At 62.5% G+C, this 18,660-nt stretch carries 18 protein-coding genes; 12 read left to right on the top strand and 6 right to left on the bottom strand.

Translation table 11 applies throughout. The features are described from left to right. The first annotated feature begins 10 nt into the window (after nt 1–10). The 9 genes from nusA to NKJ93_RS20830 all read left to right on the top strand — a co-directional run bounded on the left by nusA (nt 11) and on the right by NKJ93_RS20830 (nt 11,742). Nucleotides 11–1,606 (top strand): transcription termination factor NusA, encoded by a 1,596-nt coding sequence (nusA, locus tag NKJ93_RS20790; RefSeq protein ID WP_352493772.1) that lies wholly within the window; start codon nt 11–13, stop codon nt 1,604–1,606. A 38-nt stretch (nt 1,607–1,644) separates the two neighbouring features. Then, nucleotides 1,645–2,295, top strand: coding sequence for an RNA-binding protein (locus tag NKJ93_RS20795; RefSeq protein WP_023719562.1), 651 nt, complete (start codon nt 1,645–1,647; stop codon nt 2,293–2,295). Next, nucleotides 2,292–4,859, top strand: a complete 2,568-nt coding sequence (gene infB / locus NKJ93_RS20800; protein WP_023719561.1) for a translation initiation factor IF-2 — start codon at nt 2,292–2,294, stop codon at nt 4,857–4,859. The genes NKJ93_RS20795 and infB overlap by 4 nt, the downstream gene beginning before the upstream one ends. 124 nt (nt 4,860–4,983) lie before the next feature. Continuing rightward, entirely contained in the window at nt 4,984–5,415 is a 432-nt protein-coding gene (gene rbfA, locus NKJ93_RS20805; protein WP_352493773.1) for a 30S ribosome-binding factor RbfA, read from the top strand. Next, the gene (gene truB / locus NKJ93_RS20810) at nt 5,415–6,374 is read left to right on the top strand and encodes a tRNA pseudouridine(55) synthase TruB (RefSeq protein ID WP_023719559.1); all 960 of its coding nucleotides are present in this window, start codon (nt 5,415–5,417) and stop codon (nt 6,372–6,374) included. The genes rbfA and truB overlap by 1 nt, the downstream gene beginning before the upstream one ends. A 146-nt stretch (nt 6,375–6,520) precedes the next feature. Then, complete coding sequence (gene corA / locus NKJ93_RS20815; protein WP_023719558.1) at nt 6,521–7,615, top strand: magnesium/cobalt transporter CorA; 1,095 nt, start codon at nt 6,521–6,523, stop codon at nt 7,613–7,615. A 140-nt stretch (nt 7,616–7,755) separates the two neighbouring features. Continuing rightward, nucleotides 7,756–8,067 carry a 30S ribosomal protein S15 gene (gene rpsO / locus NKJ93_RS20820; protein WP_280940423.1) on the top strand — a complete coding sequence of 104 codons (312 nt, stop codon included), beginning with the start codon at nt 7,756–7,758 and terminating at the stop codon, nt 8,065–8,067. 409 nt (nt 8,068–8,476) lie between these two features. Beyond that, nucleotides 8,477–10,624, top strand: coding sequence for a polyribonucleotide nucleotidyltransferase (pnp, locus tag NKJ93_RS20825; RefSeq protein WP_023719557.1), 2,148 nt, complete (start codon nt 8,477–8,479; stop codon nt 10,622–10,624). A gap of 104 nt (nt 10,625–10,728) precedes the next feature. After that, a complete protein-coding gene (locus NKJ93_RS20830) occupies nt 10,729–11,742 on the top strand; it encodes a class I SAM-dependent methyltransferase (RefSeq protein ID WP_352590850.1) in 1,014 nt (337 codons plus the stop codon). A 36-nt stretch (nt 11,743–11,778) separates the two neighbouring features. Here NKJ93_RS20830 and fabI read toward each other — a convergent pair whose 3' ends face one another. From fabI to fabA, 3 genes are all read right to left on the bottom strand, one after another. Next, complete coding sequence (gene fabI, locus NKJ93_RS20835; RefSeq protein ID WP_023719555.1) at nt 11,779–12,591, bottom strand: enoyl-ACP reductase FabI; 813 nt, start codon at nt 12,589–12,591, stop codon at nt 11,779–11,781. 13 nt (nt 12,592–12,604) lie between these two features. Then, nucleotides 12,605–13,825, bottom strand: coding sequence for a beta-ketoacyl-ACP synthase I (gene fabB / locus NKJ93_RS20840; RefSeq protein WP_023719554.1), 1,221 nt, complete (start codon nt 13,823–13,825; stop codon nt 12,605–12,607). 121 nt (nt 13,826–13,946) lie between these two features. Continuing rightward, entirely contained in the window at nt 13,947–14,465 is a 519-nt protein-coding gene (gene fabA / locus NKJ93_RS20845) for a 3-hydroxyacyl-[acyl-carrier-protein] dehydratase FabA (RefSeq protein ID WP_352483234.1), read from the bottom strand. Between the two features lie 240 nt (nt 14,466–14,705). Here fabA and irrA point away from each other — a divergent pair, with 240 nt between their 5' ends. Both irrA and NKJ93_RS20855 read left to right on the top strand, forming a co-directional pair. Beyond that, nucleotides 14,706–15,137, top strand: a complete 432-nt coding sequence (irrA, locus tag NKJ93_RS20850; protein ID WP_023676913.1) for an iron response transcriptional regulator IrrA — start codon at nt 14,706–14,708, stop codon at nt 15,135–15,137. 10 nt (nt 15,138–15,147) lie between these two features. Next, nucleotides 15,148–15,507 (top strand): DUF4260 domain-containing protein, encoded by a 360-nt coding sequence (locus NKJ93_RS20855; protein ID WP_023719552.1) that lies wholly within the window; start codon nt 15,148–15,150, stop codon nt 15,505–15,507. An 82-nt stretch (nt 15,508–15,589) separates the two neighbouring features. Here NKJ93_RS20855 and NKJ93_RS20860 read toward each other — a convergent pair whose 3' ends face one another. Continuing rightward, nucleotides 15,590–16,147, bottom strand: a complete 558-nt coding sequence (locus NKJ93_RS20860; protein WP_023719551.1) for an SH3 domain-containing protein — start codon at nt 16,145–16,147, stop codon at nt 15,590–15,592. Between the two features lie 157 nt (nt 16,148–16,304). Between NKJ93_RS20860 and NKJ93_RS20865 the strand changes: the two genes are divergently transcribed. Further along, the gene (locus NKJ93_RS20865) at nt 16,305–17,306 is read left to right on the top strand and encodes a 2-hydroxyacid dehydrogenase (protein ID WP_023719550.1); all 1,002 of its coding nucleotides are present in this window, start codon (nt 16,305–16,307) and stop codon (nt 17,304–17,306) included. 64 nt (nt 17,307–17,370) lie between these two features. On the opposite strand, the gene NKJ93_RS20870 is transcribed toward NKJ93_RS20865, so the two are convergent. Together NKJ93_RS20870 and NKJ93_RS20875 are read right to left on the bottom strand one after the other, a co-directional pair. Next, the gene (locus tag NKJ93_RS20870) at nt 17,371–17,859 is read right to left on the bottom strand and encodes a GNAT family N-acetyltransferase (protein ID WP_023719549.1); all 489 of its coding nucleotides are present in this window, start codon (nt 17,857–17,859) and stop codon (nt 17,371–17,373) included. Further along, a complete protein-coding gene (locus tag NKJ93_RS20875; protein ID WP_031194176.1) occupies nt 17,856–18,617 on the bottom strand; it encodes a molybdopterin-synthase adenylyltransferase MoeB in 762 nt (253 codons plus the stop codon). Before NKJ93_RS20875 ends, NKJ93_RS20870 begins: the two co-directional genes overlap by 4 nt. Nucleotides 18,618–18,660 lie beyond the last annotated feature (43 nt).

Below are 18,660 nucleotides of genomic sequence, written 5' to 3' on the forward strand. Positions count from 1 at the left end.
GAGAAAGAAGATGGTTGTAAGCGCCAACAGGCTTGAACTGCTGCAGATCGCCGATGCGGTCGCGCGTGAAAAGTCGATCGACAAGTCGATCGTCATCGCCGCTATGGCCGATGCGATCCAGAAGGCCGCGCGCTCGCGCTACGGCCAGGAAACCAATATCCGGGCCGATATCAATCCGAATACCGGCGAGATGAAGCTGCAGCGGCTGATGGAAGTGGTCGAGAAGGTCGACGACTACGCGACGCAGATTGCCATTTCCTCGGCGCGCGAGCGCAATCCGGACGCCCAGCTCGGCGATTTCATCGCCGAACAGCTGCCGCCGATGGATTTCGGCCGCATCGCCGCCCAGTCGGCCAAGCAGGTCATCGTGCAGAAGGTGCGCGAGGCCGAGCGCGACCGGCAATATGACGAGTACAAGGACCGTATCGGCGAGATCGTCAACGGCACCGTCAAGCGTGTCGAATACGGCAACGTCATCGTCGATCTCGGCCGCGGCGAGGCGATTATCCGCCGGGACGAGCTGATCCCGCGCGAAAACTATAAATATGGCGATCGCGTCCGCGCCTACGTCTATGACGTGCGCCGCGAACAACGCGGCCCGCAGATATTCCTGTCGCGCACCCATCCGCAGTTCATGGCGAAACTGTTCACCATGGAAGTGCCGGAAATCTACGACGGTATCATCGAGATCAAGTCGGTCGCCCGCGATCCGGGTTCGCGCGCCAAGATCGCTGTCATCTCCCGTGACAGCTCCATCGATCCGGTCGGTGCCTGCGTCGGCATGCGCGGCAGCCGCGTCCAGGCGGTCGTCGGCGAATTGCAGGGCGAGAAGATCGACATCATTCCGTGGTCGCCCTCGGCCGCGTCCTTCATCGTCAATGCATTGCAGCCGGCGGAAGTCGCCAAGGTCGTGCTCGACGAGGATGCCGAGCGCATCGAGGTCGTCGTCCCCGACGACCAGCTGTCGCTGGCCATCGGTCGCCGCGGCCAGAACGTCCGTCTTGCCTCGCAGCTCACCGGCTGGGATATCGACATCCTGACCGAGCAGGAAGAGAGCGAACGGCGCCAGAAGGAATTCGTTGAACGGTCGTCGCTGTTCATGGAAGCCCTCGACGTCGACGAGATGGTCGGCCAGGTGCTCGCTTCCGAAGGCTTCACCAGCGTCGAGGAGGTCGCGTATGTCGATTCCGGCGAAATCGCGTCGATCGACGGCTTCGACGAGGACACGGCTTCGGAGATCCAGACCCGCGCCCGCGAATATCTGGAGAAGATCGAAGCCGAGCATGACGAGAAGCGCAAGGCGCTCGGCGTTGAGGACGAGCTGCGCGAGATTCCCGGCATCACCACCGCCATGATGGTGACGCTCGGCGAGGACGGCGTGAAGACGATCGAGGATTTCGCCGGCTACGCCGCCGACGACCTGACCGGCTGGAAGGAACGCAAGGACGGCGAGACGAAGGTATTCCCGGGTGTGCTCGCCAACCACGGCGTGTCGCGCGCCGATGCCGAGCAAATGGTCTTGGCCGCTCGCCTGAAGGCTGGCTGGATCACCGAAGACGAGCTTGCCGCCGAGGGCGTGCCGGCTGACGAAACCGTCGGTGCGTGAGGTGAAACCGCATCGCACCGAACCCGCCCTTGGACGAGATGAACGATCGCACCTGCATCGTCACCCGCAGGCAAGCCGAACCGGATGAGCTGATCCGTTTCGTCGTCGGCCCGGATTCGGCCGTCGTTCCGGACATCAAGAGAAACCTGCCCGGCCGCGGTTGCTGGGTGACCGCCGACCGCCTACATATAGACAAGGCAGCGGCGAAAAACCTGTTTGCCCGTGCTTTTAAGGCGCAGGTGACCGTGCCAGCCGATCTTGGCGGCATGGTCGACGCGCTGCTTTCCAGGTCCGCTCTGGGCATGCTTGGCCTGGCCCGCAAGGCGGGCGCCATAGCGCTCGGAGCGACTAAGGTCGAGAGCGCCGTGCGCGGCGGACTTGCACTTTTCGTGCTCCACGCGACCGAGGCTTCCGACGATGGCGTCCGCAAGATAAGCCAGGCGCGACGGGCAACCGTCCACCTCGGCGGGCCTGCGATCCGCGCTTACAAACTTTTCTCCGAGGCCGAGTTGAGCTTGGCATTGGGGGGTACAAATGTGATACATGCTGCCGTTCTCGCGGGAGACGCGGGCAGGGCGGTCCAGAAGCGCATGGTTGCGCTCGACCGATATCGGGGCGGTTCCCCGGACGATCTGGCAATGCTTGCGGCCGTTGCTGACGAAGATGATGCCGCAGAGGATATGGAATGAGCGATACGAAATCGGGCGACGACAAGACGCTGAGTGTTACGCCGAAGAAGACCTTGACGCTGAAGCGCCCCGGTATGGAACAGGGCACGGTGCGCCAGAACTTCTCGCACGGCCGCACCAAATCGGTGGTTGTCGAGACCAAGAAGCGCAAGTTCTCGCTGCCCGGCGACAAGCCGGAGCCGGCGGCAGCGCCTGTGTCCGTCTTCACGCCGAAGCCGGTCGCGGCAGCGCCTGCCGTGCAGGAAGCCCCCAAGGCGCCGCCGCCTCCGCCGCCGGTCGAACGCGGCGGCATGGTGCTGAACGAGTTGTCGCGCCAGGAAATGGAAGCACGCCGCCGCGCTCTCGAGGGCTCGAAGGTCCGTGACGTCGAGGATCGCCAACGCGCCATCGAGGAGGCCAAGCGCCGCAGCGAGGACGAGGAGCGCCGCCGCCGCGAGCGCGAGGAATCGGCTCGCCGTCAGGCCGAGGAAGAGGCACGGCTGCAAGCCGAGGCTGAATCCCGCCGCCGTGCCGAGGAAGAGGCACGCCGCCGTGCGCCGCTGGCCGCCGAACTGGCGACAGTCGATGACGAGGAAGAGGTCAAGCCGAAGCGGACCGGTGCCGGCGCACCAGTGCGCCGTCTGGTCACGCCCGAAGTGGCGCGTCCGGCCAAACCGACCAAGGGCGAGGAAGACCGCCGCCGCGGCAAGCTGACGCTGAATTCGGCGCTTTCCGACGAGGATGCGCGCGCCCGCTCGCTGTCGTCGATGCGCCGCCGTCAGGAGAAATTCAAGCGCGCGTTGCATAATGAGCCACGCGAGAAAGTCATGCGTGAAGTGATCCTGCCCGAAACCATCACCATCCAGGAGCTGGCGCAGCGCATGTCCGAGCGCGCTGTCGACGTGGTCAAGTTCTTCATGAAGCAGGGCCAGATCCTGAAGCCTGGCGACGTCATCGACGCCGACACGGCCGAACTCGTCGCGACCGAATTTGGCCACACGGTCCGCCGCGTCGCCGAGTCCGACATCGAAGAGGGCTTGTTCAACATCGCCGATCGTCCCGAGGACCTGCAGCCGCGTCCGCCGGTGGTAACCATCATGGGCCATGTCGATCACGGCAAGACCTCGTTGCTCGATGCCATCCGAAATGCCAACGTGGTGTCCGGCGAAGCCGGTGGCATTACGCAGCATATCGGCGCCTATCAGGTCGAGAAGAACGGTAACAAGATTACCTTCATCGACACGCCCGGCCACGCCGCCTTCACGGCGATGCGTGCCCGCGGTGCCCAGGCGACCGATATCGCCATCCTGGTGGTGGCGGCCGACGACAGCGTGATGCCGCAGACGATCGAATCGATCAACCACGCCAAGGCGGCCGGCGTTCCGATCATCGTGGCGATCAACAAGATCGACAAGCACGACGCCGACCCGCAGAAGGTGCGCTCGGAACTGCTGCGCCATGAGGTGTTCGTCGAATCCATGGGCGGCGAGGTGCTGGATGTCGAGGTGTCGGCGACCAAGGGCATCAATCTCGACAAGTTGCTCGAAGCGATCCTGCTGCAGGCCGAAATCCTCGACCTGAAGGCCAATCCGGACCGCACCGCCGAAGGCGTTGTCATCGAAGCCCAGCTCGACAAGGGCCGCGGCCCAGTCGCAACCGTGCTGGTGCAGACCGGCACGCTGATGCCGGGCGACATTCTCGTCGCCGGCAACGAGTGGGGCCGGGTGCGCGCGCTGGTCAACGATCGCGGCGATCAGGTCAAGGAAGCGCCGCCGGCAATGCCGGTGGAAGTCCTCGGTCTGCAAGGTACGCCGCTGGCCGGCGACCGCTTCGCCGTTGTCAACAACGAAGCCCGCGCCCGCGAGATCACCGAATATCGCCAACGTCTGGCGCGCGAGAAGGCGGTGGCCAGGCATGCCGGCCAGCGCGGCTCGCTTGAACAGATGATGTCGCAATTGCAGACCAGCGGATTGAAGGAATTCCCGCTGGTCATCAAGGGCGACGTGCAGGGCTCGATCGAGGCGATCAACGCGGCGCTCGACAATCTCGGCACCGACGAGGTGCGCGCCCGCATCGTCCATGCGGGCGCCGGCGGCATCACCGAAAGCGACGTGTCGCTGGCGGAGACCTCGGGGGCTGCGATCATCGGCTTCAACGTTCGTGCCAATGTGCAGGCGCGTGCGGCCGCGGCTGCGGCAGGCATCGAGATCCGCTACTATTCGATCATCTACAATCTCGTCGATGACGTTAAGGCGGCGCTCTCCGGCCTGCTATCACCGGAGCGTCGCGAGACCTTCATCGGCAATGCCGAGATCCTCGAGATCTTCGACATCACCAAGGTCGGCAAGATCGCCGGCTGCCGTGTCACCGAAGGCAAGGTCGAGCGTGGTGCGGGCGTGCGCCTGATCCGCGACAACGTCGTCATCCACGAAGGCACGCTGAAGACCCTGAAGCGCTTCAAGGACGAGGTTTCGGAAGTTCCGGGCGGTCAGGAATGCGGCATGGCCTTCCAGAACTACGAGGACATGCGCGTCGGTGACGTCATCGAGTGCTTCCGCGTCGAGATGGTAACCAGGACGCTCTGAGTTCGAGCGTCTTGAGTTCGAGCATCTATTGAGACCGGGCGGTGGTCGAAAGGCCGCCGCCCAAACCATATGAGACATGTGGCGCGGTCCCATCCCGCGCTTCACGATTTCAGGACCGAGGAAAATGCCCCGTTCGACCCCGTCAGGCCCATCCCAGCGCATGCTGCGAGTCGGAGAGCAGGTGCGCCATGCGCTATCCGAAACCTTGCAGCGCGGCGATATCCTCGATCCGCTGATCGAGAACACAGTGGTCTCGGTCTCCGAAGTGCGCATGTCGCCCGATCTGAAGATCGCCACCGCCTTCGTCTCGCCGCTCGGCGCCAAGGATGCCGGTGCGGTGGTCGAAGCGCTCAACAAGCATGCCAAGTTCGTCCGCGGCCGCGTCTCCGGCGCGCTGCGGCAGATGAAGTACATGCCGGAATTCCGCTTCCGGCTCGATACCAGCTACGATAATTTCCAGAAGATCAACGAATTGCTGCACTCGCCCGAAGTGGCGCGCGATCTCAGCGCCGACGACAAAGACAAAGACAAAGACGACCGGAAGGACAGCGAATAGTGGCGCGTCGCGGCAAGAAGAAGGGCCGGCCGATCTCGGGCTGGCTGGTACTGGACAAGCCGGTCGGCATGGGCTCGACCGAAGCCGTCTCCAAGATCAAATGGCTGTTCCTGGCGGAAAAGGCCGGCCATGCCGGCACGCTCGACCCGCTGGCGTCGGGCATGCTGCCGATCGCGCTTGGCGAGGCGACCAAGACCGTGCCTTACGTCCAGGACGGCGCCAAGGTCTACCGCTTCACCGTTGCCTGGGGCGAGGAGCGTTCGACCGACGACCTCGAAGGCGCGGCGACCAAAAGCTCAGACCTCCGTCCGGCGGAATCCGAAGTGCTGGCGCTGCTTTCGAAATATACCGGCGTGATCATGCAGACACCGCCGCAATTCTCAGCGATCAAGATCGCCGGCGAGCGCGCCTACGACCTTGCCCGCGACGGCGAGACGGTCGACATTCCGGCACGCGAGGTCGAGATCGGCCGGCTCGACCTGGTCGAGCACATGGCCGATCGCACCATCTTCGAGGTCGAATGCGGCAAGGGCACCTATGTCCGCTCGCTGGCGCGCGACATGGGGCGCGACCTTGGCTGTTTTGGTCACATCGCCGAGCTGCGGCGGGTCGAGGTCGAGCCGTTCACGCAGGGAGATTTCGTCACCTTGGCCGAGCTGGAGGCCGCCCGCTTCGGCGAACAGAGCGAGGACGCTTCGCAAGCAGCGGACGCGCCGATCGACTTCGGTGCCATCGATGCACTTCTGGTCGACACCGCCGCGGCGCTCGAATGCTTGCCGCAGGTTGCGATCAGCGACGATGCGGCAACCAAAATCCGCCTCGGCAATCCGGTCATCATTCGCGGCCGTGACGCGCCGGTAGAAGCTGAGGAGGCCTGCGCCACCGCGCGCGGCAAGCTGGTCGCCATCGGCGCCATCGAGCAAGGCATGTTCAAGCCAAAGCGGGTCTTTGTCGGGTAACAGCTGTCGCCCGGCGCATGATCTCCAAACCGGATTCTATTTTGGGAAAGGATCATGCGCTAAATCAACAGGGCTACGGCGTCGTTTGTCGTCCGAAAGGATGCGCTGTGCTGTAGTGCCGTTCGACGCTGCACTCGAGGGGGCACATGGCAAAGGCTGACACGGTCAACAAGCGAGCGGCGCTCAAAACACGGCGGCCACCGGTCGGGGCTTCGCCGGGCACGCTGATCGCCGACCCGGCGGCGCGCCGCTCCGAGCTCAGGCTGACATTGATCTCGCCTGAGAAGTTCAAGACGATCGACAATGCCAGCATCGACGACGTCAACACCCATTGCCACAATTGGCCGATCATCTGGCTCGACTGCACAGGCCTCGCCAACATCCAGCTGATCGAGGAGATCGGCGGGATCTTCAACCTGCATCCGCTGGCGCTGGAAGATGTCGTCAACACCGGTCAGCGGCCCAAGGTGGATTTCTTCGAGGACCATGCCTTTGTCGTCGTCAGGATGATCGACGATGTCACCGCCCATCGTTACGAACAGATCGCCGTCTTCTTCGGCAAGAACTTCGTCGTCACCTTCCAGGAGCGCGAAGGCGACCCGTTCGATCCCGTGCGCAAGCGGATCGCGAGCTCGGTGCCCAACCGCTTGCGCTCGCGCGGCGCCGACTATCTCGCCTATGCTTTGATCGACGCCATCGTCGACAGCTATTTCCCGCCGATCGAGGCTGCCGGCGAATTGGTCGACAGCATCGAGGACCAGATGCTGAACCAGGCGCACAAGCACCAGATGCGGCAGCTTCACGAATTGCGGCGCGACGCCAATGTGCTGAAGGGCGTGCTTTGGCCGATGCGCGACGCGCTGGCGACCATGATCCGCAACGACGTCTCTTATGTGAAGGCCGAAACCAAATTATTCCTGAACGACACGCTGGATCATTCGCTGCGATTGATCGAACTGGTCGAAACCCAGCGCGATATGCTGACCGGCCTGATCGAGATGCACCTGTCGCTCAGCCAGGCGCGCACCAACGACGTCATCAGCTATTTGACCATCGTCTCGGTGATCTTCATGCCGCTCACCTTTCTCGTCGGCGTATGGGGTATGAATTTCGACCCCGACACCTCGCCCTGGAACATGCCGGAGCTGAAAGCCTATTACGGCTATCCCCTGTCGCTCGTCTTCATGGCGATTGTTGCGGTCGGGCTCTACGCATACTTCAAATGGAAGAAATGGCTCTGACCATGCGGAAGTGCCCGTTTATGCAGCAAAAAGCCGGCTTGTGAATTGGGCTGGCCTTTTTGTCGGAATTGCACTATATGCGCCGCAGCTTCGCGCTTTGACGCGTTGCTTGCACCGGCCCCTGCTGGACGACATCCCGGCTGAGGGCGTCCCGTTTCCTCAAACAGACAAGGAAAAACACGATGTCGATTACTGCCGAACGCAAGAAGGAATTGATGGGCGAATTCGCAACCGCCAAGGGCGATACCGGGTCTCCGGAAGTCCAGGTGGCCATCCTTTCCGAGCGCATCAAGAACCTGACCGATCATTTCAAGGACCACAAGAAGGATAACCATTCCCGCCGTGGCCTGCTCGCTCTCGTTTCCCAGCGCCGCAGCCTGCTTGATTATCTCAAGCGCAAGGACGACGCGCGCTATCAGACGCTGATCGAGAAGCTCGGTCTGCGCCGTTGACGAATTGACCGGCGGGTTCTTTCGAGAGCCCGCCGGTCGCGCATTGGAGCATCGGATCATCCAAGGCTCCAATGAAGAAAGCAGAGCGCCGCGCACCGGTTTGGATGCGCAAAGGACGCTCTGAAGTTTTAGATTTGCGCAGGATACTTTCCGAAAACCTGGTTTTCGGGTTCACGCGCAAGGCCAGTCGGATCGATTGGCCAACCCGGTTTCGAAACAGCAGAGGGCCACTCGAAACCGCCCATGGACGGTCATGGGGCAGGATTGCAGGACGCTCGTGCGGCAAATGCGCCGAATAGCCGAGCTTCCCGTTGTCTTGCCCGTGGCTGCCCGAGAAAGGAAGCCAAGGGAAAGGGGCATCCGCGCACGCTGCAACGGCGCGGCCCTTTCCGCATACGAAGGACAAGATATGTTCAATTACCACAAAGTGGAAATCGAATGGGGCGGCCGTCCGCTCATTCTCGAAACCGGCAAGATCGCACGTCAGGCTGACGGCGCGGTGCTGGCCACCTATGGCGAAACCAAGGTTCTCGCCACCGTCGTCTCGATGAAAGAGCCGAAGCCCGGCCTCGATTTCTTTCCCCTGACGGTCAACTACCAGGAAAAGACTTACGCCGCCGGCAAGATCCCGGGTGGCTATTTCAAGCGTGAAGGCCGTCCGAGCGAGAAGGAAACGCTGGTTTCCCGCCTGATTGACCGCCCGATCCGCCCGCTCTTCGCCGAAGGCTACAAGAACGACACCCAGATCGTTGTCACCGTCGTCCAGCACGATCTCGAAAATGATCCGGACATCCTGTCGATCGTCGCCACCTCCGCCGCACTGACCTTGTCCGGCGTGCCGTTCATGGGCCCGGTTGGTGGCGCCCGCGTTGGCTACATTAACGGCGAATACGTGCTCAACCCGCATGTCGACGAGATGCAGGAATCGAAGCTCGACCTGGTCGTCGCCGGCACCGCCGACGCCGTGCTGATGGTCGAGTCCGAAGCCAAGGAACTCGGCGAGGATCTGATGCTCGGCGCCGTCATGTTCGGCCACAGGGGCTTCCAGCCGGTGATCGACGCGATCATCAAGCTGGCCGAAGTCGCCGCCAAGGACCCGCGCGATTTCACCGCGCCGGACTATTCCGCGCTTGAAGCCGAGATGCTCAAGATCGTCGAAGGCGAGCTTCGCGATGCCTACAAGATCACCGACAAGCAGAAGCGCTATGCCGCCGTCGACGCCGTCAAGGCGAAGGTCAAGGCCGCGTTTGCGCCGGCAGAAGGCGAAGAGGCCAAATACACGTCCGAACAGATCGGCACCGTGTTCAAGGAACTCCAGGCCAAGGTCGTGCGCTGGAACATCCTCGACACCGGCTCGCGCATCGACGGCCGCGACCTGAAGACGGTCCGCAAGATCGTCTCGGAAGTCGGCGTCCTGCCGCGCACACACGGCTCGGCGCTGTTCACTCGCGGCGAGACCCAGGCGCTGGTCGTCGCCACGCTCGGCACCGGCGAGGACGAGCAGTATGTCGATTCGCTGACCGGCATGTACAAGGAGAAGTTCCTCCTGCACTACAATTTCCCTCCCTATTCGGTCGGTGAAACGGGCCGTATGGGTTCGCCCGGCCGCCGCGAAATCGGCCACGGCAAGCTCGCCTGGCGCGCCATCCGGCCGATGCTGCCGACCGCCGACCAGTTCCCCTATACGTTGCGCGTCGTTTCGGAGATCACCGAGTCCAACGGCTCGTCCTCGATGGCTACCGTCTGCGGCACCTCGCTGGCGCTGATGGATGCCGGTGTGCCGCTGGCCAAGCCGGTCGCCGGCATTGCGATGGGCCTGATCAAGGAAGGCGAGCGCTTCGCCGTGCTCTCCGATATCCTCGGCGACGAGGACCACCTCGGCGACATGGATTTCAAGGTTGCCGGCACCGCCTACGGCATCACCTCGCTGCAGATGGACATCAAGATCGAGGGCATCACCGAAGAGATCATGAAGATCGCCCTCGACCAGGCCAAGGATGGCCGTCAGCACATTCTCGGCGAAATGGCCCATGCGCTGTCCGGCGCGCGTGCCGAGCTCGGCGAGTTCGCGCCGCGCATCGAGGTCATGCACATCCCGACCGACAAGATCCGCGACGTGATCGGCTCGGGCGGCAAGGTCATCCGCGAGATCGTCGAAAAGACCGGCGCCAAGATCAACATCGAGGATGACGGCACGGTCAAGATCGCTTCGGCCAACGCCAAGGAAATCGAGGCGGCGAAGAAGTGGATCCACACCATCGTCGCCGAGCCGGAAGTCGGTGAAATCTACGAAGGCACGGTCGTCAAGACCGCCGACTTCGGCGCTTTCGTCAACTTCTTCGGTCCGCGTGACGGCCTCGTCCACATCTCGCAGCTCGCCAATGATCGCGTCGCCAAGACCTCCGATGTGGTCAAGGAAGGCGACAAGGTCTGGGTCAAGCTGATGGGCTTCGACGAGCGCGGCAAGGTCCGCCTGTCGATGAAGGTCGTCGACCAGGCCACCGGCAAGGAAATCGCCCGCGATAAGAAGAGCGAAGGCGAAGAAAACGCCGCCTAAGCGGGGTTGCGTTCCGTCGAACGCATAAAGCAATCGAAGCGGGCGCGCCGGAAGGTCGCGCCCGTTTGCATTTCAACAACAGCCTTGCAGTTCAAGAGTGGTGAATGTCCGCCGAGCCGCTGAAGACGCTTTTCCATCCTTTCGAGGCCGGGACCGTTTCCCTGCCGCGAAAGGATGAACGTATTCTTTTTCTCGGTGCCGAGCCCGGCTTTCGCTTGCTCGAAGGCTTCGATGCCAAGCTTCATCTCGTCCAAGGCTTCAGGCCGCATTTTCGCGCCTTGCAGGCGTCCGGCTTCACCGTCACGCCGCAAGTGGAAGGCAAGGCTTTCGACGCGGCGCTAGTGCTCGCTGGCCGCCATCGCGGACAAAACGAGGTGCGCGTCGCAGAAGCGATCGAGCACGTGGCATCAGGCGGGTTGATCGTCGTCGCCGGCGGTAAGGACGATGGTATCGCCAGCCTGCGCAAGCATGTCGGCGCCCTTGTGCCGCCCGAAGGCCACCTGCCGAAGCATCACGGCATTGCCTTCTGGTTTCGCCGGCCGGCCGATACCGTTGCCGCGGCAACGCTTCGCGCCGCCAATCCGGACTTGGTGGTCGAGGACCGCTTCCGCACGGCCCCAGGCATGTTTTCGTTCGACAAGATCGATGCCGGATCGAAGCTGCTGGTCGAAAATCTGCCCAACGATCTGCGTGGCAGCGTTGCGGATTTCTGTGCCGGTTGGGGCTATGTCGCCGCCGAAGTCGCCGCCCGCTCACCCGGCATATCGGCGCTTGACCTTTACGAAGCGGATTTCGAGGCGCTGGAGGCGGCGAAGGTCAATGTCGGCAACACAGGCCTGGAGCCACGTTTCTTCTGGATAGATCTTTTGAGCGAGCCGGTCGAGCACCGCTACGATGTGATCGCCATGAACCCGCCCTTTCACCGCAGCCGGGCGACTGGGCCCGAAATCGGTGCCGGCATGATCCGCGCGGCAGGCAAGGCGCTGAAGCCGGGCGGCCGGCTGTTCATGGTGGCGAACCGTCAGCTTCCCTACGAACCGGTGCTGGCGGCCGCCTTCTCCAGCCATGCGGAGCTCGCCCGCGACGGCATGTTCAAGGTCTTCTCGGCGCGACGCTGAAACGCTGCGGGGCAAGCCGGCGACACGTCGCTCGCGCTATTCCCGCCCGCCGTCGGTTTGCTTCAACTCGTCAAGCGTCGGCATGGACACGATGTGATAGCCGGAATCGACATAGTGGATTTCGCCGGTGACGCCGGAGGACAGATCGGACAGCAGATAGAGCGCTGAGCCGCCGACTTCGTCGATTGTCACCGTGCGGCGTAGCGGCGAGTTGCGCTGCTGGTAGGAGAACATGTGGCGTGCGTCGGAAATCCCGGCGCCGGCAAGCGTCCGCACCGGTCCAGCCGATATGCCGTTCACCCTGATGCCGCGCGGGCCGTAGTCGTTGGCTAGATAGCGGACGCTGGCCTCCAGCCCGGCCTTGGCGACGCCCATGACGTTGTAGTTCGGCATGACGCGGACCGAACCGGCATAGGTCAGCGTGATCATCGAACCGCTATCCTTCATCAACGTGGCGGCGTGACGGGCGACCTCGGTGAAGGAGTAGCAGGAGATCACCATGGTGCGGATGAAGTTGTCGCGGCTGGTGTCGGCGTAGAGGCCTTTCAGCTCGTTCTTGTCGGAAAAGCCGATGGCATGGACGACGAAATCCAGCCCGCCCCACGCCTTGCCCAAAGTCTCGAAAGTCGCGGCGACCGATGCGCTGTCCTCGACGTCGCAAGGTACCACCAGCGATGCGCCCAGTTTCTCGGCGAGCGGCTTGACGCGGCGCCCGAAGGCCTCACCCTGATAGGTGAAGGCGAGATCCGCGCCATGTTCGGACAGTTTGCGGGCGATGCCCCAGGCGATCGAATGATCGTTGGCGACGCCCATGACAAGCCCGCGCTTGCCCTTCATCAATCCGTCCATGGTCGGCAAATCCTTATGCGGAATAGCGCTGGAAAATCAGCGTAGCGTTGGTGCCACCGAAACCGAACGAATTGGACAAAACGGTGTCGATCCTGGCTTCGTCGATGCGCTTGCGCACGATCGGCATGCCTTCGAATTCCGGATCGAGGTTGTCAATGTGGGCGCTCTCGCCGATAAAGCCGCCTTGCATCATCAGGATCGAGTAGATCGATTCCTGCACGCCGGCCGCACCCAGCGAATGACCGGTCAGCGATTTGGTCGACGTGATGAAAGGCATCTTCTCGCCGAACACCTCGCGGATGGCGCCCATTTCCTTGGAGTCGCCGACCGGCGTCGAAGTGCCGTGCGTATTAATATAGTCGACCGGCGAGGACACCGTTGCGAGCGCCTGCTTCATGCAGCGAGCCGCGCCTTCGCCCGACGGCGCCACCATGTCGTAGCCGTCGGAGGTGGCGCCATAGCCGACGATCTCGGCATAGATCTTGGCGCCGCGTGCCTTGGCATGCTCGAGCTCTTCAAGAATCAGCACGCCGGCGCCGCCGGCAATGACGAAACCGTCGCGATCGACGTCGTAGGCGCGCGAGGCGACTGATGCCCTGTCGTTGAACTTGGACGACATGGCGCCCATGGCATCGAACAGATCCGACATCGTCCAGTCGAGATCCTCATGACCGCCGGCGAAGACGATGTCCTGCTTCCCCCACTGGATCAGCTCGTAGCCATTGCCGATGCAATGCGCTGACGTCGAGCAGGCCGATGAGATCGAATAGTTGACGCCGTGGATCTTGAACCAAGTGGCAAGCGTCGCTGAAGCGGTCGACGACATCGCTTTTGGCACCGCGAACGGGCCGATCCGCTTGGGGCTGCCGTTTTTGATCGTCGTCTCGGCCGCTTCGACGATTGCACGGGTCGACGGTCCGCCGGAGCCCATTACGATGCCGGTGCGCTCGTTGGTGATGTCGGTCTCGTCGAGGCCGGCGTCTGCGATCGCCTGGTCCATCGCGACATGGTTCCAAGCAGCACCTTGCGACAGGAAGCGCATGGCGCGACGGTCGATCATTCCCGACGGATCCAGCGTCGGCGCTCCCCACACCCGGCAACGGAAGCCATGCTCGGCGAAAGAGTCGGAAAAGCTGATGCCGGACCTGGCATCATGCAAGGAGGCCTGCACCTCGTTGGCATTGTTGCCGATCGACGACACGATGCCGAGACCTGTGACTACGACCCGTCTCATTCGCAACTCCTTCCAGCACGGACCTCCGAAACCTGATTAAGTTTCCGGAACGGAACCATGCGCAAATTAAAGTGCTACAGCGTCCTTTAGATGTCCAAGACGTGGCACTGTTGGTCTTCGCTCAGCCGGCGGCCGATTGCTTGGACAGACCGACCTTCAGATCCGTTGCCGCATATATGGGCTCGCCATCTGCCTTCAGCCAGCCATCGGCGATGCCAAGCACAAGCCGACCGCGCATCACTCGCTTGAAGTCGACGCCATACTCCACCTTCTTGACCGAAGGCGTGACCATGCCTTTGAATCTCACCTCACCTGTCGACAGCGCCATTCCCTTGCCTGGTTCGCCGAGCCATCCAAGGTAGAAACCCGTCAACTGCCACATGGCGTCCAGGCCCAGGCATCCCGGCATGATCGGATTGCCGATGAAATGGCAGGCGAAAAACCACAAATCCGGCTTGATATCGAATTCTGCGCGGATGAAACCCTTGTCGAACGCACCGCCGGTTTCGCTGATCTCGGTGATGCGGTCGAACATCAGCATCGGCGGATAGGGCAGTTGCGCATTTCCCGGTCCGAACAGCTCGCCGCGGGCGCAGGCAAGCAATTCCTCGTAACCGTAGCTGGATTTCGAACCCGCCATCAATCTCGTCCCCGTGATCGTCCCGGGCGATAGGCGCCCATGCTGGTGGTTTCCTAACACAATCTGTTTCAGGCCGGAAACCGGCGTTTGCGCTTAACCTGCCCGTCTGCCCGGGTCAATGCGCGCTATTGATCGCATTCGGCCGACAGAATATATGTCAGGACACGTCCAATTTCGGCAGATGCTCTATTTCTGCCATTTTGGACGTGTCTGAGACGGAACTGTGGGCGCGACGGATAGATGGATCTGGGTTGCCGGAAGGATAATGTCGCTGTGGACAAGCGGGTTCGCGAAGCCGGTCTGAGGCCGACACGCCAGCGTATCGCGCTGGCCGATCTGCTTTTCGCCAAGGGCGACCGCCACCTTTCGGCCGAGGAACTGCACGAGGAAGCGCTTGCCGCCGGCGTGCCGGTGTCTCTGGCCACCGTCTACAATGCTCTGCACCAGTTCACCCAGGCTGGCCTTTTGCGCATCCTTGCCGTCGAGGGATCGAAGACCTATTTCGACACCAACACCTCCGATCACCATCATTTCTATATCGAGGGCGAAAACAGGATCTTCGATATCGACAGCGGCCCGGTGACGGTTTCCAACCTGCCGGAACCGCCGGAAGGCATGGAGATCGCCAATGTCGATATCGTGGTGAGACTGCGTCCGAAACGCTGCGACTGACCGGCGCCTTATGAATTTCCTGGATTTGACGCTCCGGCTCGAATGGGTCGCCGTCGCGGTGGCGGCTCTTGTCTTCTATGCAATGGCCGGTGCTTCCTGGTGGCTATTTGCAGTGCTCGTCCTGGCGCCCGACCTGTCGATCCTGGGTTACATGGCCGGGCCGCGCGTCGGGGCCGTCGCCTACAACACCTTGCACATACTGGTCTTGCCCGTTCTGCTGGCGCTTTTCGGCAGCGTCTTTGACAATGCATTGGCGACATCCGTTGCGCTGATCTGGATCGCCCACATCGCCATCGACCGCGCCCTGGGCTATGGCTTGAAGCTGTCGAGCAGTTTCCAGGATACCCATCTCGGCCGCATCGGCGGCTAGATCATCCCCGAATTGAAGAACAGCGAAACAAAATGCCGGATCCGGTGCTTGCAGCGCTGGCCTGACCTCCGGTTCGGAAGCGTCAGTTCTTGACCTTTTCGCCGGGATAGGCGCCCCAGACGAGCGACTGGGCGAGCCAGCCGGTATGGCCGTCGAAGGTCATTTCGCACCATTGGCCATCGCAGGACTTGATCGTGCCCATCACCCCCGGTTCGAGGATCGCGATGACGCTTGCATCTTTTGCCGGGTCGTCGAGGAGGTTGATGCGGGCGTCCTTGCCGCGCTGCCAGGGGGCGACGATCGCCGTGCGGCGGCCCGAAAGCAGCGACTGATTGATCCAGCCTTCCGAGCCGTCGGCATCGCGCACGCGGCGCCATGTATCGAACTCCTGGATGATCTCCATCGGCAGGCCTGGTTTCATGTACATCCAATCGACGGAATAGTTGACGCCCGGCCCGACGCGCGAGTTGACGCGGCCGGATTTCAGGCTGACGAAGCGCGGCAGCGGCAAGCCGCTTGGTCCGAGCGTGACGCTCTGGGCGGGGGCCGCGGCACTTTGCGCCATCACCAGTGGGCTATGGATGAGAGCGCCGAGGAATGCTGCACTGAGGGTCAGGCGGAGCGACGCGAAACCAGACACTTTCGTTCCTTTCGGCGCCGGCCCATCGGCCTTCGCGCCCCTTTTTCTTTGTCTTCGGCGGAACCACTTGTTACATGGATGACCGGTACCGCGATCGGCTCTCAGTTTCGCCGTTCTTGGTTAAAGAGGTCTCAACGAGATCGGGTTCGAGGAAACAATGGCAGGCAAAAAGAAGCCCCTCGTCGTCATCACGCGCAAGTTGCCCGACCCGGTCGAGACCCGCATGCGCGAGTTGTTCGACGCCCGGTTGAATGTCGAGGACAGGCCGATGACGCAGCCGGAACTGGTGGCGGCGGTCAAGGAGGCTGACGTGCTGGTGCCGACCGTGACCGATAATATCGACGCGGCGCTGATTGCCCAAGCCGGCGACAAGCTCAAGCTGATCGCCAATTTCGGCAATGGCGTCGACAAGATCGACGTTGCGGCAGCGGCCAAGAAAGGCATCACCGTCACCAATACGCCGAACGTGCTGACCGAAGATACGGCCGACATGACCATGGCGCTGATGCTGGCCGTGCCGCGACGGCTGGCCGAAGGCGCCAACGTGCTGACCGGGGACAAGAAATGGGCGGGCTGGTCGCCGACCTGGATGCTCGGCCGTCGCATCTGGGGCAAACGGCTCGGCATTGTCGGCATGGGTCGCATCGGCACCGCCGTCGCCAGGCGCGCCAAGGCCTTTGGCCTCTCGATCCACTACCACAACCGCCACCGCGTGCTGCCGGCAATCGAGGACGAGTTGGAAGCCACATATTGGGAAAGCCTCGACCAGATGCTTGCCCGTATGGACATTATCTCGGTCAATTGCCCATCGACACCGGCAACCTTCCACCTGCTTTCGGCGCGGCGGCTGGCGCTTCTGCAACCGTCCGCTTACATAGTCAACACCGCGCGCGGCGATATCATCGATGAGGAATCGCTGGTCAAGCTCATCCATGACGGCAAGATCGCCGGCGCCGGCCTCGACGTCTACGAGCACGAGCCGGCGCTGAACAGCAAGCTTCTGAAGCTCGCCCACAAAGGCAAGGTCGTGCTGTTGCCGCATATGGGCTCGGCGACGCTCGAAGGCCGCATCGACATGGGTGAGAAGGTGATCATCAACATCCGCGCCTTCTTCGATGGCCATCGTCCGCCCGACCGCGTGCTGCCGCTGCGGGCGTGACCTGCCATCATGCCGGCATGGCCTTGCCGCGGCAACCACGCGTTCGTCTTTGGATAGTGTTGGCTTACGAAAGCGCCTTGCGCATGGTGATTGAGGTCGGCCGGTCGTAGCCCTTGTGCGCTGTCCGTTCGGTTTCGCGAAAGCCGAGGCGGGCGAAGGCAGCGTGGTTTCCGGTCAGTTCGACCCGGGTCTGGAGCTCGATGGCGGCCCGGTTGTGGCTACGGGCAAGATCTTCGACAGCCTGCATCAGCCGCTTTCCGATGCCTTGTCCCTGAAGAGCCGGCACAACCGCGAGCTTTCCGACATAGAGGTCGTCTGCCCGCTCCAGGATGAAGACGCAACCGACGATCTCGCTTTCCTTCAGCGCCAGGAATCCTGTCTCCTCCAGCGCTTTAGCCCTAAGATTTTCGACAGTGAGCCGATGCGCCGAGGACGGCGGATCAATAACGTCTTCCATGAAGGCGAAGGCGCGCATGACCAGTGCCAAGACCTCGTCCCAACGATCGAAGTCGGCCGCAAACTGCACAATGGAAACGTCGGCAGGCAGGCTCACCGGCTAGTTCGCTTGTAGCGGATCGTGTCGAAGCGTGCCGCCAGTGCATCGTAGAGCAGCAGTCGCCCGACCAGCGGCTCGCCAATCCCGGTGATCAGCTTGATTGCCTCCATGGCTTGCAGCGTGCCGATGACCCCGCTCAGCGCGCCGACAATGCCGGCCACCGCGCAGGACGGCACCAGTCCCGGCGGCGGCGCTTCGGGAAAAAGATCGCGGTAGCTTGGGTTCAACGTGCCGTCCGGACCGGTTTCGAACGGCTTCAGCACCGTGACCGAGCCGTCGAAGCGGCCAACGGCGGCATGGACGAGCGGCCGGCTTTCGGCGGCGCAGGCGTCGGCCACGGCGTAGCGCGTCTCGAAATTGTCGGAGCCGTCAACGACGATGTCATAATCGGCGATGAGGGCAGGGGCGTTGTCCGCGGTCAGCCTGAAATTGTGCTCTTCCACGACGACGTTTGGATTGATGCGGATGATCGCCGCCTTGGCGCTGTCGGTTTTCGCCATGCCGACATCGCCCGTGGCGTGGATCACTTGTCGTTGCAGGTTGGAAAGCGAAACGATGTCGTCGTCGACGATACCGAGTGTGCCAATCCCTGCGGCGGCGAGATATTCGAGCACCGGCGCTCCCAACCCGCCGGCGCCGATGACCAGCACCCGCGCTCGCTTTAGCCGCTGCTGGCCGGCGCCGCCGATTTCGGGCAGCACGATGTGGCGGGCGTAGCGTTCGAGCTCTTCGTCGGTGAGGGCGGCTGTGATCATCGCCGGACCATATAACGGAGGAAAAAACTTGTCAGGCGTCAAT

Origin of the sequence: Mesorhizobium sp. M0028, from assembly GCF_040323855.1 — a bacterium.
Taxonomy (GTDB): Bacteria; Pseudomonadota; Alphaproteobacteria; order Rhizobiales; family Rhizobiaceae; genus Mesorhizobium.